Raw genomic sequence first — 15793 nt, 5'->3', positions numbered from 1 at the left:
GGCCCACGTTTTCGGGCCTGACCCGACGGTTGCTGAGGGCTACTTCTTCCCCTTGCCACTGCCGGCGTTCTCGTCGCTGGACAGCACGGCGATGAAGGCCTCTTGCGGAACCTCCACAGAGCCCACCATCTTCATCCGCTTCTTGCCCTCCTTCTGCTTCTCAAGGAGCTTCCGCTTACGGGAGATGTCACCGCCGTAGCACTTGGCGAGGACGTCCTTGCGGATGGCGCGGATGGTCTCGCGGGCGATGACCCGGGAGCCGATGGCCGCCTGGATGGGGATCTCGAAGGCCTGGCGCGGGATCAGCTCGCGCAGCTTGGCGACGAGCCGCACCCCGTACGCGTACGCCGCGTCCTTGTGCGTGACGGCCGAGAAGGCGTCGACGCGGTCGCCGTGGAGCAGGATGTCGACCTTCACCAGCGAGGCGTCCTGCTCGCCGGTGGGCTCGTAGTCCAGGGAGGCGTACCCGCGGGTCTTGGACTTCAGGTTGTCGAAGAAGTCGAAGACGATCTCCGCGAGGGGCAGCGTGTAGCGGATCTCGACGCGGTCCTCGGAGAGGTAGTCCATGCCGAGGAGGGTGCCGCGACGGGTCTGGCACAGCTCCATGATCGAACCGATGAACTCGCTGGGGGCGAGGATCGTGGCCCGGACGACCGGCTCGAAGACCTTGTCGATCTTGCCCTCGGGGAACTCGCTCGGGTTGGTGACCGTGTGCTCCTTCCCGTCCTCCATGATCACGCGGTAGACCACGTTGGGCGCGGTGGCGATGAGTTCGAGGTTGAACTCGCGCTCCAGGCGCTCACGGATGACGTCGAGGTGCAGCAGCCCGAGGAAGCCCACACGGAAGCCGAAGCCGAGGGCCGCGGAGGTCTCGGGCTCGTAGACCAGGGCCGCGTCGTTGAGCTGGAGCTTGTCCAGCGCTTCGCGCAGGTCCGGGTAGTCGGAACCGTCCAGCGGATACAGCCCGGAGAAGACCATCGGCTTCGGATCCTTGTACCCGCCGAGGGCTTCGGTCGCACCCTTGTCCTTGCTGGTGATCGTGTCACCGACTTTGGACTGACGGACGTCCTTCACGCCGGTGATGATGTAGCCCACCTCGCCGACGCCGATGCCGTCGGCCGGGGTCATCTCGGGCGACGAGACACCGATCTCCAGCAGCTCGTGCGTGGCACCGGTCGACATCATCTTGATGCGCTCGCGCTTGTTGAGCTGGCCGTCGATGACACGGACGTAGGTGACCACGCCACGGTAGGAGTCATATACGGAGTCGAAGATCATCGCGCGGGCGGGAGCGTCCGCGACACCGACGGGAGCCGGAACGTCCCTGACGACCCGGTCCAGCAGCGCGTCCACGCCGACGCCGGTCTTCGCCGAGACCTTGAGCACGTCCTCCGGCTGGCAGCCGATGAGATTGGCCAGTTCCTCGGAGAACTTCTCGGGCTGGGCGGCGGGCAGGTCGATCTTGTTCAGCACCGGGACGATGGTGAGCTCGTTCTCCATCGCCAGGTAGAGGTTCGCGAGGGTCTGGGCCTCGATGCCCTGGGCCGCGTCAACGAGAAGCACGGTGCCCTCGCAGGCGGCGAGCGACCGCGAGACCTCGTACGTGAAGTCGACGTGCCCGGGGGTGTCGATCATGTTGAGGATGTGGGTGTTGCCCGGATCCTCGGTCGGGGCCCAGGGCAGCCGGACCGCCTGGGACTTGATGGTGATGCCGCGCTCGCGCTCGATGTCCATGCGGTCGAGGTACTGGGCGCGCATCTGCCGCTGGTCGACCACCCCGGTCAGCTGGAGCATCCGGTCGGCGAGCGTGGACTTGCCGTGGTCGATGTGCGCGATGATGCAGAAGTTGCGGATCTGAGCCGGGGCGGTACGGCTCGGCTCGGGCACATTGTTAGGGATCGCGGGCACGCAGGGTCCTGTCTCTTGAGGCGCCTGTCGCCTCGGGTCGGATCGATACGTAGGCTCCATGGTCCCACGGGCGGCGACGTGCGACCGGTTTGGGCCGTCAGCGGGGCGACTGCTAATCTGGGCAGCTGTGTCTCCTGCCCTCTCTGCAGGCGACACGCAGGAAACGCAGGACCTAAGAAGAGAAATCACCGGCGCCCGAGACGTCCCGTCGTGAGACGTACCGTCTCGTGCTCCTGAACCTGAGAAGGCTCATTCGTGGCGAACATCAAGTCCCAGATCAAGCGGATCAAGACCAACGAGAAGGCTCGGCTGCGCAACAAGGCCGTCAAGTCCTCGCTGAAGACCGCGATCCGCAAGGCCCGTGAGGCTGCTGCCGCGGGTGACGTCGAGAAGGCCACGGCCGCGCAGCGCGAAGCCTCGCGCAAGCTGGACAAGGCCGTCTCCAAGGGCGTCATCCACAAGAACCAGGCCGCCAACAAGAAGTCGGCGCTTGCTTCCAAGGTCGCCTCCCTCCAGGGCTGAACCTCTGCCGAGTACTGGGCCACGGCCCCGCACTCACTTGATTCGAAGTGATTCGAACGCCGGAAGGATCTGAGCGGGCCCTCTCTCATCCGCTCCCGACCGGCACCCCGACTCGTACGCGACCTGCGTTCGCCACGCGGGTACGAGTCCCCAGCACAAACCGGGCCCCGGCCCTCGCCCCGCAAGGGGCGGGGACCGGGGTTCGTCTTTGCCTTTCAGCCCGTGGGTGGCAGGGCTGGCCTCTTGGCTTTCGCTCGTGCTCACTCGTGGAGGCCGGGGCCGGCCTTTGGCTTTCGGCCCGGGGGTGGCAGGGCTGGCCTCTTGGCTTTGGCTCGTGCTCACTCGTGGAGGCCGGGGCCGGCCTTTGGCTTTCGGCCCGTGAGCGGCAGGGGCTGGGCCCTTGGCCTTCGCTCGTGCTCACCCAAGGGCCGGGGCCGACCATGCCTTTTCAGCCCGTCCGGCGTTTGAGGACGAGGCCTTCAGGCCGATGGGGGGCTGGGGGCGCAGCCCCCGGAACAGGGACGGGAACTACCCCCGCCGCATCCGAGCCGCCTGGGCGACCGTGACAACCGCCTTCTCCAAGGCGTACTCGGGATCATCCCCACCCCCCTTCACCCCCGCGTCCGCGTCCGCCACCGCCCGCAACGCGACAGCGACCCCGTCCGGCGTCCACCCCCGCATCTGCTGCCGAACCCGGTCGATCTTCCAGGGCGGCATCCCCAGCTCCCGCGCCAGGTCGGCCGGCCGGCCACCCCGCGCCGAGGAGAGCTTCCCGATGGCCCGCACCCCCTGCGCCAGCGCGCTGGTGATCAGCACGGGGGCGACCCCGGTCGACAGGGACCACCGCAGCGCCTCCAGCGCCTCGGCCGCCCGCCCCTCGACCGCCCGGTCCGCCACCGTGAAGCTGGAGGCCTCCGCGCGGCCGGTGTAGTACCGCCCGACGACAGCCTCGTCGATCGTCCCCTCGACGTCCGCGGCCAGCTGGGTCGTCGCGGAGGCCAGCTCCCGCAGGTCGCTCCCGATCGAGTCGACGAGCGCCTGGCACGCCTCAGGCGTCGCCGACCGCCCCAGCGTCCGGAACTCGCTCCGTACGAAGGACAGCCGGTCCGCCGGCTTCGTCATCTTGGGGCAGGCGATCTCCCGCGCCCCCACCTTGCGCGCGGCGTCGAGCAGCCCCTTGCCCTTGGCACCCCCCGCGTGCAGCAGCACCAGCGTGATCTCCTCGGCCGGGGCGCCGAGGTAAGCCTTCACGTCCTTGATCGTGTCCGCCGACAGGTCCTGCGCGTTGCGCACCACAACGACCTTGCGCTCGGCGAAGAGCGACGGGCTCGTCAGCTCGGCGAGCGTGCCGGGCTGCAACTGGTCCGACGTGAGATCCCGTACGTCCGTGTCCGCGTCGGCGGCTCGCGCGGCGGCCACCACCTCCTGCACGGCACGGTCGAGCAGGAGGTCCTCCTGCCCCACGGCGATCGTGACGGGAGCGAGCGGATTGTCGTGTGCAGAGTTCCTGGCCATCGCGCCAAGCATCCCACGCACCACCGACAACGGGCCCGCACGCACCCTGCCTCCGGGCCTGCGCGCACCACCCGCCACGAACCCGCGGCTACGGCTCCTCGCGCCAGCCGTCCCACTCCCGCACGAACTCGTCCAGCTCCAGCGCGTCGAGCCGCCCGTTCTCGTCGTGCAGCACGAGCAGCCACTGCGCGTCCTCGGCGTCGTCCTCGCCGGCCAGGGCGTCCCGCACCAGCTGGGGCTCCTCGTCGAGTGCGAACCGCTCCCCGAGCGCCTCCGCCGCCTCCTCGGCGGCATCGCGGTCGGGCAGCACCAGTACATGTCTCACGTCGCTCACCCGGCCATTTTCCGGCACCGTGACAACGCGCCGTACCGGGGGCACCCTGCGACCGGACGCCCGGGTCAGCCCTTGGGGACGATCTGTATGTCCAGGTCGATCGTGATGCTCGTCCCCACCATGGCGATGCCCCGCGCGAGCATCGACTGCCAGCTCATCGTGAAGTCGTCGCGGCGCAACTCGGTGGTGGCCCGGCAGGCCGCCCGCACCTCGCCCTCCGCGCCGTTGCCGACCCCCAGATACTCCGTGTCGAGCGTGACGGTCCGCGTCACCCCGTGCAAGGACAGCGCCCCGGCGATCCCCCACCTGCTGCCGCCCCGGTGCGTGAACCGGTCGCTGTAGAACTCCACCGTCGGAAACCGGTCCACGTCCAGGAAGTCCGCTGACTTGAGATGCCCGTCGCGCGTCCTGACGTTGGTGTCGATCGACGCCGCGTCGATCACCACATGCATGGCCGACTGCTCCACGTTCTCGGCCACCCGCACGATCCCCGCGAAGGTGTTGAACCGCCCCCGTACCCGCGCCATCCCGATGTGCCGTGCCGTGAAGCCGATCGAGGAGTGGGTCGGCTCTATCTCCCAGTCCCCCGGCTCCGGTAACGCGGGCGGTTGCGCGAGATTCACGATGACGTCACCGAGCGCGGCCACCTCGTTATCCGGCACCGTGACGTTCGCCCGGTACGGGGCGTGCCCGTCGGCCGACACCGCGAGGCGGTACTCACCGGCGGGAACCGTCACCAGGAACGACCCGAACGGATCCAGCTCCCCGCCGACCACCCTGCGCCCCGCGGCGTCCGTGACCAGGAACTCCGCTTCCGGCACCGGCCGGCCGTCCGGATCCAGCACCCGACAGCCGAGCACTCCGGCGCCCTCCGGCATCGGCACCGCGGCGAGATTGCCCGCCGCCTGCCCCCGGTTCGAACGGTTCCCCAGCCAGCTGCCGACCATCTGCGACCCACCCTCGCGTCAACACACGCTGTGAAAACACTCGCTGTTGGGGAGGTATTCGACCACCGATGCGACTTTAGAGGCAACAGGCGACTACATCGCAGGAAACCAGCGCATGTGCTGGTACTACGCACGAGTAGCCCGAATTGAGCGTTCCGTTTATGTTCTTCCCTCAGTCTCCGCTCTTCCGGACAACCGGGACGCGGTCCAGCACCATCCCGAACCGCTCCCGATACGCCTTCAGCACCTCCTCGTCCGTGCCCAGGTCCACCGGCGTCCTCCCGCCGTCGGGGTCCGTGACCGTGAGGGTGCGCCCGCTGAGCGTGATCCGCCCGCCGTCCTTGGTGACCCGCGAGCAGACCAGCGACTGTGTGAAATGCGACGCCGGCGAGGTGCTGTGCCACCAGGCCCCGGCCACGAAGTCCCCGAGCACCCGCGGCCGTGTCTCCAGCCGGTACTGGGACTTGCCGTCCCGCACCACTTCCAGATCCCCGAACTCCCCGGCGCTCCCGCGCACCCCGGCCGGATCCGCCCCGGCCACGATCACCCGGAACGTGCCGGCCGGATCCGTCTGCTCGCCCCGCTCCCCGAAGGCCAGCGGGTAGTGACTGTGCGCCCCGAACCCGACGTCGGCCAGCCAGTCGCCCCCGTCCACCGTCCGGACCCGCAGTGCCAGATGGTCGTACGGAATCCCGAGCCGATCCTCCTCCCCGTAGACCCGCCCCGCGAGCAGCGTCACGTCGAAGCCCAGGGCCTTGAGCAGCCCGCCGAACGCCCCGTTCAGTTCGTAGCAGAAGCCGCCTCTGCGGGCGCCCACCACCTTCTCCAGGAGCGGTTTCTCCGCCAGCACGATCTTCTCGCCGAGGTGGATCGACAGGTTCTCGAAGGGCACGGTCAGCAGGTGTCGCAGCTGCAGTTCACGGAGTACGTCGGCGGTGGGCCAGGCGGGGTGGGTGACGCCGATCCGGCGGAGGTAGGAATCGACCTGTGCGGGTTTCATTCCCTCAGTCTCGCGTGATCAGCAGGTGATCGTCTCCTCCTCCCACGGTTACCGCCCCGTCCACATCCGTGCGCAGCACCTGCGCGCCCCCTGCTTCCAGTGCCGCCATCGTGCTCGGAGCCGGGTGCCCGTAGGGATTGCCGGCGCCGCAGGAGACGAGCGCGAGGCGTGGCGCCGCCCTGCGCATGAGGTCCGGGTCCTGGTGGGCCGACCCGTGATGGGCGACTTTGAGGACGTCCACGGCCGTCAGGCCGACCCCGGCCGGTGATCGCAACAACGCCTGCTGCGCGGGGGGTTCGAGGTCTCCGAGCATCAGCATCGTCAGCCCTGCCGACCGGACGAGCAGGGTGACGCTCGCGTCGTTCGGGCCCTCCGGCACCGGTGCCGGACTCGGTGGCGGCCACAGCACCTGCCAGTCGAGCCCACCCGTACGACGCCGCTCCCCCGCCACCGCCCGCGTCACCGGGATGCGCCGGACCGCGGCCTGCCGGTGGACGAACTCGGCCTGCTCCAGCGGCTCCTCGAACCCCGTCGTCTCGATCGCGCCCACCGACCGCCCGCGCAGCACACCCGGCAGCCCCGCCACATGGTCCGCGTGGAAGTGCGTCAGCACGACCAGCGGGACCCGGGTGACGCCGAGCGCACGCAGACACCGGTCGACGAGCACCGGGTCAGGTCCCGCGTCCACCACCACGGCGCTGCCGTCGCCCGCCGCGAGCACCGTCGCGTCGCCCTGACCGACATCGCACATCGCGAACCGCCAATCCGGCGGAGGCCAGCCTGTGATCACCCGGGTGAGAGGGGGCGGCTGCACCAGCACGAGTAGAAGCAGCACCCCGCAGGCGGCGCTCAGCCAGGGATGCCGCAGCAGCCTGCGCCCGACGAGCACGACGGCGCCGATCGCACCGGCGAGCAGCAGCGCCCCCGTCCAGTTTCCCGGCCAGTCCACGCCTCCGCCCGGCAGGGCCGCACCCACCCGGGCGATGTCCGCGATCCATCCGGCGGGCCAACCCGCGCACCAGGCCAGCACTTTCGCGACCGGCATCGCCCAGGGAGCCGTGGCCAGTGTCGCGAAGCCCAGCACCGTGGCCGGCGCGACCGCGAACTCCACGAGCAGATTGCACGGCACCGCCACCAGACTGACCCGCGCCGAGAGAACGGCGACGACCGGCGCGCACACCGCCTGCGCGGCCCCCGCGGCCGCCAACGCCTCGGCCCATCTCGGTGGCACCCCCCGCCTGCGGAGTGCGGCACTCCACCGCGGGGCCAGTGTGAGCAGCGCACCGGTGGCGAACACCGAGAGCAGGAAGCCATAACTCCGGGCCAGCCACGGGTCGTACAGGACCAGCACGAGCACCGCCGTGGCCAGCGCCGGGATCAGTGATCTGCGGCGGCCGGTGGCGATGGCCAGCAGGGCGATCGATCCGCAGGCCGCGGCCCTCAGCACACTCGGGTCCGGCCGGCACACGATCACGAAGCCGAGCGTGAGGGCGCCTCCGCACAGGGCGGTCGCCCGCAGCGGGAGACCGAGCCGGGGCGCGAGTCCGCGGCGCTCGATCTGCTGGGCCCGGCCCGGCGGCCCGATGAGCAGGGCAAGCACGATCGTGAAGTTGGCTCCGCTCACGGCGAGGAGGTGAGTGAGATCGGTCGCCCGGAACGCCTCGTCCAGCTCCGGTGTGAGCCGTGAGGTGTCCCCGACCACCAGCCCCGGCAGCAGCGCCCGCGCGTCCGGATCCAGTCCGTCGGTCGCCGCTCGCAGTCTGTCCCGCAGCTTCCCGGCGAACCGCTGCGTGCCGGACGGCTGCCCGACCACCCTCGGTGGCCCGGCGCCCCGCACGCGGAGCACCGCCGCGATCCGGTCCCCGCCCCCGAGCGCGGGCGCGACCTGTGCCGTCACCCGCACCCGGGTGGAGGGCAGGAGGGAGAGCCAGAGCGAGCCCGCCCGCCGCTCACCGGCCACCCCCGAACCCGATTCCGCCCCCTCCCCTCGCTCTCTCCCCCGCCCCGCGTCCACGATCAACAGCACCGGCGTACGGGTCCGCGTCACCGTCCCGTCCGCGTTCTCGACGCGCCGGACCTCGGCGTCGAGCAGGATCGCGGTCGGGGCCGCGTGGTTGCCCTTGATCCGGGGACGGGTGAGCCGTGGGTCGGAGGTGACCTCCACCTCGGCGGTCACCCGGGCGTACTGGCGCGCCGACTCCGGGATCGGGCCCCTGCGCAGGTCCGCACCGTGCAGCCCGCCGGAGGCGGCGGCAGCCGCGGCGCAGAGCAGCACGGCCGCGACGGATGCCTTCGACCAGGAACGCCATCCGCTCAGCCACGAACCGGCTCGCCGGTCGCCGCCCTCGCTCCGGCGCACCCACAGATCCGGGGCATCCGACCTCGGCTCGGGCTCCGGCTCCGGTTGCCGCTGCCGCAGCCGCTGCGGCTCCCACTCCGGCTTCGACTGCAGCACTGGCCCCTGCTCCGGCACAGGCGTCGGCGTCGGCGTCGGCATCCGCATCGGCGTCGACATCAACTGCGGGTGCGGCTCCCGCACCGGCTCCCGTCCCCGCGCCCCCGCCCACCCCCGAGCGGGCAGCGCACCCCGCACAGGCCCCCGCCCCGCGAGCAAGAGCCATCCCGCCACGGCCAGGCAGACGCCCACCACCCCCACGACCCACCCCGGCGGTGCGTCCAGCGTCGCCGCCGCCGTCGCCCATGCCGCCAGTGCCGGTGGGACCAGCCGCAGATCCGCCGGACCCTCTTGGCGAGGATGCGCGGCCCCGAGCGGGCTGCCGGAGCCCGCGTGCACAGCGGGCCGACGGCTCCGCAGCCCCGGCCTCAGCTCCGGTCCCGCCCCCGTCTCCGGCCCCTGCCCCGGCCCTGGTCCCGGTCCCGGCCTTGGTCCCGGTCCCGGCCCCGTCATGGCCGTACGCGATTCTGCAGGTCGGCGAAGCGGCGGTCCCCGATTCCGTTGACCTCTCGGAGCTCGTCGACCGAGCGGAAACCTCCCTGCCGGGTGCGGTAGTCGATGATGTGCTGCGCCAGTACGGGGCCGACGCCCGGCAGCGTGTCCAGCTGTTCCAGGGTGGCCGTGTTGAGGGCGACCGGCGCGGTCGCGTCGGGGACGGCCCCACCGGGACCCGTACCACCCGCGACCCCAGCCGCACCGGGCCCGGCCGCCGTCGGCGGCGCCCCGACCACCACCTGCTCACCGTCCACCAGGAACCGTGCGCGGTTGAGGCCTTCGGTGTCCGTGCCGGGACGCACCCCGCCCGCGGCCTTGAGCGCGTCGGCGACCCGGGAACCGGCCGGCAGCCGATGGATACCCGGTTCGCGCACCTTGCCGCTGATGTCCACCACGATCGGCGGGCCGGTCCCCGCTCCCACCGGGGCCCGTGCGACGGCAGTGGTCCCGGCGGCGGTCTTCTGCCCGCCCTGGCCCTCCTCCCCGTACGGAACCGCGGCCCTCACGACCTCCGGAGCCCGCACCGGCTGGGTCCGTCCCGACCAGAAATGCTGCGCGGCCAGAACCGCCGCGACGACCAGCACCACCGACAGTGCGGCCACGCTCCTGCGCTCCAGCCCGCACCTGGACTGAACCCACAAGGGCATCCGCTCCCGGACGGCGAGCCCGGCCCGCGCCCGCCACGAGGAAGCGCGCCGGACCTCCTCCACGACCCCGACCGCGCCCTCGACGTCCTCCGCGACCACGACCTCCTCCGCACCCCGGTCCGCGCCCTCGCCGGCACCCTCGTCCGCGGCCCCGTCCGCATCCCCGAGCGCTCCGGCTCCAGCCCCCGCCCCGGGGCTCCATCCCGAAACCGATGAGGTGCGTGGTCGGCTGCGGGCCGGTGAGGGCCGGTCGCGCAGTTCCTCGCGCCCCTGGAGGGCGCCGTCACCGCCCCCGTCACCCCACTCCGCCGGCGGCCCGTGCCGCAACCGCCCGCGCACCCTGGTCCGTTGAGGCTCCGGCGCGAAGAGCCTCTCCGCGCGCAGACGCAGCGCCTCCGCCGAGGCCTCTCGGCGCCGGGCCGCTCCACGATGCAGCCGACGCCGATGTCGCGTACGGCTGTCGGAGCGGCTACGGCTGCCGGGACGCGTACGACTGTCGGAGCGCATCCGGCTGTCCGAGACCGGGCCGCGGCCCGGTCCGCTGGTGGCTGTCGTGGTCCGTGAAGGTGATCGAAGTCCCATGCGACGAGAATCGGGCACGAAGCACGATCCTCGATGATCTTGGTCGATTCCTGGGGATTACCGCCCGGTTGTGGATAACTCCGTCACCCGCCGGAGTCGGTGCGGCCACTCCGGGCCGTCGATCCGCCCTCTCACCGAGGGGAGACGACCGCCCCCAGCAGACCGGGCCCCGTGTGCGCCCCGATCACCGCTCCGACCTCGCTCACATGCAGGTCGGCCAGCCCCGGGAGCCGTACCCTCAGCCGCTCCGCGAGGGCCGAGGCGCGGTCGGGCGCGGCGAGATGGTGGACGGCGATGTCGACCTGGGCGCTCCCGGCCCGGTCGGCCACGATCTCTTCGAGGCGGGCGATCGCCTTGGAGGCGGTGCGCACCTTCTCCATGAGTTCGATGCGCCCGCCGTCCAGTTGCAGCAGTGGCTTGACGGCCAGCGCGGACCCGAACAACGCCTGTGCCGCCCCGATCCGGCCGCCCCTGCGCAGATAGTCGAGGGTGTCGACGTAGAAGTACGCGTACGTGCCCGCGGCCCGTTTCTCCGCCGCCGTGACCGCGTCGTCGACCGTGCCGCCCGCCTCCGCGGACTCGGCGGCCGCCAGTGCGCAGAAGCCGAGGGCCATCGCGACCATCCCTGTGTCCACCACGCGCACGGGCACGGGAGCCTCACGTGCGGCGAGGACGGCAGCGTCGTAGGTGCCCGAGAACTCGGAGGACAGGTGCAGCGAGACGATGCCGGTGGCGCCGGACCCGGCGACGCGGCGGTAGGTCTCGGCGAAGACCTCGGGGCTGGGCCGGGAGGTCGTGACGGACCGCCGCTTCTGCAGGGCCAGGGCCAGCGAGCGGGCCGAGATCTCGGTGCCCTCTTCGAGAGCCTGGTCGCCGAGGACCACGGTCAGGGGCACCGCGGTGATGCCGTGGCGCTCCATCGTCCGCGGCGGCAGGTAGGCCGTTGAATCGGTGACGATCGCGACATGGCGGGACATGAGCTGGAGATTACCTGTCAGTGGGCGTGGAAGGCAGCCCGGGCTCTGCCGCCCGCTGCCGGACCGGCGGTATCAAGTCGTGCTCTCCGGGCGGGGCTTCTTCTCCCAAGGGTAGGCGGGCCGCTGCCTGGGCGCGTCGATCGCGGCCCGGGTGGGCTCCTCGGCCCGGCGCGATTCGGGGTTCTCCGGCCAGGTCTGCTGGTCCGCGGCGGCGGCCGGGGCCTCCGGCCACGGCGGCGGGGTCGGAGCGGCGGCCGACTCTGTCGTCCCCGCGGACGGGGCGGACGGGGGCTCCGTCGCCGGTCCGGGAACCGAACCGGTCGGCGGCGCGGAGGACGGCTCCGTCGTCCAGTGCCGCAGCGCCCCCGCCTCCATGCCGATCTGCGTGCTCAGCGAGTCCAGGTCGTCGGTCCCGAAGCGCTGGGCACGGTCACGCGCCGCCCAGCGCAGTGCGTCGGCCGATTTCGTTATCTGCTCGGTGCGCTCCCGCAGCGCGGGCAGCCGCTCGGCGAGGCGCGCCCTGTCCGGTTCGCGCTCCAGCCGCTTCAACTCGCCGTCCAGCTCGTGGCCGTGCGCGCTGAGCCGGTTGAAGAGCGCCAGGGACTCCTTCAGCGACTCGTCCTCGCTCACGCCCGCCTGCAGCGCGTCCTGGGTCGCCCGCATCGAGGTGCGCAGGGAGAGGCGCAGTTGGGCGAGCTGGCCCTGGGCTCCCGGCTGGGCGAAGGTTTTGGCTCGGAGGGTGTGGTCCTCCACGGTGCGGCGGGCCTGCGCGACGGTGCGGTCCACGCCCCGCTTGGCGGCGCCGACCGCCTTCACCGTGGCGTACACGCCCAGTGCCACGAACAGCACGAAGATCAGCGCCATGATGGCGACCACGGCTTCCATGACGGTCCTCTCGGTGCTGCGTCCGGTGCTTGCCGGTGCTGCGTCCAGTGCTTGCGGGCTCTTTCACGCACTTGTGGGCCCTTTCACCGTAAACGGAAAAGGCAGGCCGAGGGTTCCAGCAGAACCCCCAACCTGCCCGTAGGGGAAGACCCCGAGCCGCGCCGCACCGGCCGCCGCCCGGTCGTCTCCTACCCGGAATACCCCGGAACGGCGTTCCGTCACCTGCGCCGGCGGCCACGCCGCTGTTCCGTCAACTGAGCCGGAACGGTGTGGCCGCTCTCCTGCCGACTGCGCCGGAACGCTGTCGCCGCCGTTCCGTCACCTACGCCGGAACGATGTTCACCAGCTTCGGCGCCCGCACGATCACCTTGCGGATGCCCGCTCCGTCCAGCGCCGCGATCACCTTGTCGTCGGCCAGCGCCACCTTCTCCAGCTCCTCGTCCGAGATCGACGGGGAGACCTCCAGGCGCGCCTTGACCTTGCCCTTGATCTGGACGACGCAGGTCACGCTCTCGTCCACGGCGTACGCCGGGTCGGCGACCGGGAAGTCCCGGTGGACGACGGAGTCGGCGTGGCCCAGCCTGCGCCACAGCTCCTCCGCGATGTGCGGGGCCAGCGGCGCGACCAGCAGCACCAGCGACTCGGCCACGCTGCGCGGGATGGCGCCGCCCGCCTTCGTCAGGTGGTTGTTCAGCTCGGTGACCTTGGCGATGGCGGTGTTGAAGCGCAGGCCCTCCAGGTCCTGGCGTACGCCGTCGATCGCCTTGTGCAGGGCGCGCAGTGTGTCGGGGTCGATGTCGGCGTCCGCGGTCTCGACGACGGTGACGTCACCCGTGGTCTCGTCGATCACGTTGCGCCACAGCCGCTGCAGCAGCCTGTACTGGCCCACCACCGCGCGCGTGTCCCACGGCCGCGACACGTCCAGGGGGCCCATCGCCATCTCGTACAGGCGCAGGGTGTCCGCCCCGTACTCGGCGCAGATCTCGTCCGGAGTGACCGCGTTCTTCAGGGACTTGCCCATCTTGCCCAGCAGCCGGGAGACCTTCTCGCCCTGGTAGTAGTGGGCGCCGTCGCGCTCCTCCACCTCGGCGGCCGGTACGGCGATGCCACGGCTGTCGCGGTACACGAAGGCCTGGATCATGCCCTGGTTGTACAGCTTGTGGAACGGCTCCGCCGAGGAGACGTGCCCCAGGTCGAACAGCACCTTGGACCAGAAGCGCGCGTACAGCAGGTGCAGCACGGCGTGTTCGGCGCCGCCGACGTACAGGTCGACACCGCCGTGCGGCTGACCCTCGCGCGGGCCCATCCAGTACTGCTCGATCTCCGGGTCGACCAGCTTCTCTGAGTTGTGGGGATCCAGGTAGCGCAGCTCGTACCAGCAGGAACCGGCCCAGTTGGGCATGGTGTTGGTCTCGCGGCGGTACGCGCGCGTGCCGCGGCCGTCGCCCAGGTCCAGCTCGACGTTGACCCAGTCCTCGTTGCGGGACAGCGGGGTCTCCGGGGACGTGTTCGCGTCGTCCGGGTCGAAGGTGCGCGGCGAGTAGTCCTCGACCTCCGGCAGCTCCAGGGGCAGCATCGACTCGGGCAGCGGGTGGGCGATGCCGTCCTCGTCGTAGACGATCGGGAAGGGCTCGCCCCAGTAGCGCTGCCGGCTGAACAGCCAGTCGCGCAGCCGGAAGTTGACGGTGCCGCGGCCGACGTCCTTGCCCTCCAGCCATTCGGTGATGCGCGCCTTGGCCTCGGTGACGCCCAGACCGTCCAGCGAGACGTCGCCGTTCGAGGAGTTGATGATCTTCGCGTCGTACGATCCGAAGGCGTCCTCCCACGTCGACGTGTCGGTGCCCCGGCCGTCGGTGGGCTCGACCACACAGCGGATCGGCAGCTCGAAGGCCCGCGCGAACTCGAAGTCGCGCTGGTCGCCCGCCGGAACCGCCATGATCGCGCCGGTGCCGTAGCCCATCAGGACGTAGTCGGCGATGAAGACGGGGACCTGCTCGCCGTTGACCGGGTTGGTCGCGTACGCGCCGATGAAGACGCCCGTCTTGTCCTTGGCCTCGGCCTGCCGCTCGACGTCCGACTTCGAGGCGGCCTGCGCGCGGTAGGCGGCGACGGCCTCGGTCGGGGTGGCGTGGCCCCCCGTCCAGACGTCGTGGGTGCCCTCGGGCCAGGCGGCCGGGGTGAACTTCTCGACCAGCGGGTGCTCGGGGGCCAGCACCATGTAGGTCGCGCCGAACAGCGTGTCCGGGCGCGTGGTGAAGACCGGGATGGCGTCGCTGTCGATGGGGAAGTCGACGCGGGCGCCCTCGGAACGGCCGATCCAGTTGCGCTGCTGCAGCTTGATGGCCTCGGGCCAGTCCAGTGCGTCCAGGTCGTTCAGCAGTCGGTCGGCGTAGGCGGTGATGCGCATGTTCCACTGGCGCAGCTTGGCCTTGAAGACGGGGAAGTTGCCGCGCTCGGAGCGGCCGTCGGCGGTGACCTCCTCGTTCGCCAGGACGGTGCCCAGGCCGGGACACCAGTTGACGGGCGCGTCGGAGGCGTACGCCAGACGGTGGTCGGACAGGACGTCGGCGCGCTCGGCGTGAGTCAGCTCACTCCAGATACGTCCGCCGGGCAGCGCGCGTTCACCGCTCTCGAACTGTGCGACCAGTTCGGCGATCGGGCGGGCCCTGTCGGCCTCGGCGTCGTACCAGGAGTTGAAGATCTGCAGGAAGATCCACTGGGTCCACTTGTAGTAGTCCGGGTCGATCGTCGCGAAGGACCGGCGCTTGTCGTGGCCCAGGCCCAGACGGCGCAGCTGGGACTTCATGTTGCCGATGGCCGCCTCGGTGGTGATCCGGGGGTGCTCGCCCGTGGACACGGCGTGCTGCTCGGCGGGCAGGCCGAAGGCGTCGAAGCCCAGCGTGTGCAGGACGTTGTGGCCGGTCATGCGCTGGTACCGGGCGTACACATCGGTGGCGATGTAGCCCAGCGGGTGACCGACGTGCAGGCCCGTACCGGAGGGGTACGGGAACATGTCCATGATGAACTTCTTGGGCTTGGCGACCAGCCCGGGGTCACCTGCCAGGTCACCCTTCGGGTTGGGTGCCGCGTAGGTGTTCTCGGCGTCCCATACGTCCTGCCAGCGTGCCTCGATCTGCTCGGCCATGGCAGCCGTGTAGCGGTGCGGCGCTGCCGCCTCGGAGGCAGCGGTGTTCGTCTCGCTCATGATCCTCAAAGCTCCATCGATCGTCTCTGCCAGCGGCTCAGGAAATGAAAAAACCCCTCGCACAGGAGGGGGCGCCGCGCCGATGCCGGTCGCGGTTCTCCGACGACCGGGATTGATCAGCGCGGCTCACTAAGCAGAAGGCGTACGGCACGCATGGCGTCAGGGTACCGCAGCGGCCGAGCGGGCCGCGACGCGCTTTCGGCTACGCTCCGGCACTGAGTGTCGCTCCCCGCGCCGCGTCGGCAAACGCTGGACAAAGGTCAAAGGTTACTTCGCGTAAGGGCCGCTAAGGGACATCACAACTCCCTCGCCGCCCTTTGA

At 71.0% G+C, this 15793-nt stretch carries 11 protein-coding genes; 1 reads left to right on the top strand and 10 read right to left on the bottom strand.

The features are described 5' to 3' along the window. Positions 1–39 precede the first annotated feature (39 nt). Positions 40–1908: a translation elongation factor 4 gene (gene lepA / locus OHS59_RS29730; RefSeq protein WP_328496415.1), complete on the bottom strand. Its 1869-nt coding sequence runs from the start codon at positions 1906–1908 to the stop codon at positions 40–42. 255 nt (positions 1909–2163) lie between these two features. Here lepA and rpsT point away from each other — a divergent pair, with 255 nt between their 5' ends. Further along, positions 2164–2430, top strand: a complete 267-nt coding sequence (gene rpsT / locus OHS59_RS29725; RefSeq protein WP_328496414.1) for a 30S ribosomal protein S20 — start codon at positions 2164–2166, stop codon at positions 2428–2430. Between the two features lie 528 nt (positions 2431–2958). Here rpsT and holA read toward each other — a convergent pair. From holA to leuS, 9 genes are all read right to left on the bottom strand, one after another. Then, positions 2959–3945, bottom strand: coding sequence for a DNA polymerase III subunit delta (gene holA / locus OHS59_RS29720; protein ID WP_328496413.1), 987 nt, complete (start codon positions 3943–3945; stop codon positions 2959–2961). An 88-nt stretch (positions 3946–4033) separates the two neighbouring features. Then, positions 4034–4279 carry a hypothetical protein gene (locus tag OHS59_RS29715; RefSeq protein ID WP_328496412.1) on the bottom strand — a complete coding sequence of 82 codons (246 nt, stop codon included), beginning with the start codon at positions 4277–4279 and terminating at the stop codon, positions 4034–4036. A 65-nt stretch (positions 4280–4344) separates the two neighbouring features. Beyond that, positions 4345–5226 (bottom strand): YceI family protein, encoded by an 882-nt coding sequence (locus tag OHS59_RS29710; RefSeq protein WP_328496411.1) that lies wholly within the window; start codon positions 5224–5226, stop codon positions 4345–4347. Between the two features lie 172 nt (positions 5227–5398). Further along, the gene (locus OHS59_RS29705) at positions 5399–6226 is read right to left on the bottom strand and encodes an arylamine N-acetyltransferase family protein (RefSeq protein WP_328496410.1); all 828 of its coding nucleotides are present in this window, start codon (positions 6224–6226) and stop codon (positions 5399–5401) included. Positions 6227–6230: 4 nt separating this feature from the next. Beyond that, complete coding sequence (locus OHS59_RS29700) at positions 6231–9020, bottom strand: ComEC/Rec2 family competence protein (RefSeq protein WP_443061523.1); 2790 nt, start codon at positions 9018–9020, stop codon at positions 6231–6233. Between the two features lie 110 nt (positions 9021–9130). Then, a complete protein-coding gene (locus tag OHS59_RS29695) occupies positions 9131–10405 on the bottom strand; it encodes a ComEA family DNA-binding protein (RefSeq protein WP_328496409.1) in 1275 nt (424 codons plus the stop codon). A gap of 131 nt (positions 10406–10536) precedes the next feature. Beyond that, complete coding sequence (locus OHS59_RS29690) at positions 10537–11382, bottom strand: DegV family protein (protein WP_328496408.1); 846 nt, start codon at positions 11380–11382, stop codon at positions 10537–10539. A 72-nt stretch (positions 11383–11454) separates the two neighbouring features. Further along, entirely contained in the window at positions 11455–12267 is an 813-nt protein-coding gene (locus OHS59_RS29685) for a hypothetical protein (protein ID WP_328496407.1), read from the bottom strand. 322 nt (positions 12268–12589) lie between these two features. Further along, positions 12590–15472 (bottom strand): leucine--tRNA ligase, encoded by a 2883-nt coding sequence (gene leuS, locus OHS59_RS29680; RefSeq protein WP_328496406.1) that lies wholly within the window; start codon positions 15470–15472, stop codon positions 12590–12592. Positions 15473–15793 lie beyond the last annotated feature (321 nt).

Origin of the sequence: Streptomyces sp. NBC_00414 (assembly GCF_036038375.1) — a bacterium.
Lineage (GTDB): Bacteria > Actinomycetota > Actinomycetes > Streptomycetales > Streptomycetaceae > Streptomyces.
This window is presented reverse-complemented; position numbering and strand designations above follow the sequence as displayed.

Coding starts and splice junctions, on each gene's coding strand:
- OHS59_RS29685 (WP_328496407.1), bottom strand. CDS start 12,267: ATGGAAGCCGTGGTCGCCATCATGGCGCTGATCTTCGTGCTGTTCGTG.
- OHS59_RS29705 (WP_328496410.1), bottom strand. CDS start 6,226: ATGAAACCCGCACAGGTCGATTCCTACCTCCGCCGGATCGGCGTCACC.
- OHS59_RS29690 (WP_328496408.1), bottom strand. CDS start 11,382: ATGTCCCGCCATGTCGCGATCGTCACCGATTCAACGGCCTACCTGCCG.
- OHS59_RS29710 (WP_328496411.1), bottom strand. CDS start 5,226: ATGGTCGGCAGCTGGCTGGGGAACCGTTCGAACCGGGGGCAGGCGGCG.
- holA (WP_328496413.1), bottom strand. CDS start 3,945: ATGGCCAGGAACTCTGCACACGACAATCCGCTCGCTCCCGTCACGATC.
- OHS59_RS29695 (WP_328496409.1), bottom strand. CDS start 10,405: ATGGGACTTCGATCACCTTCACGGACCACGACAGCCACCAGCGGACCG.
- leuS (WP_328496406.1), bottom strand. CDS start 15,472: ATGAGCGAGACGAACACCGCTGCCTCCGAGGCGGCAGCGCCGCACCGC.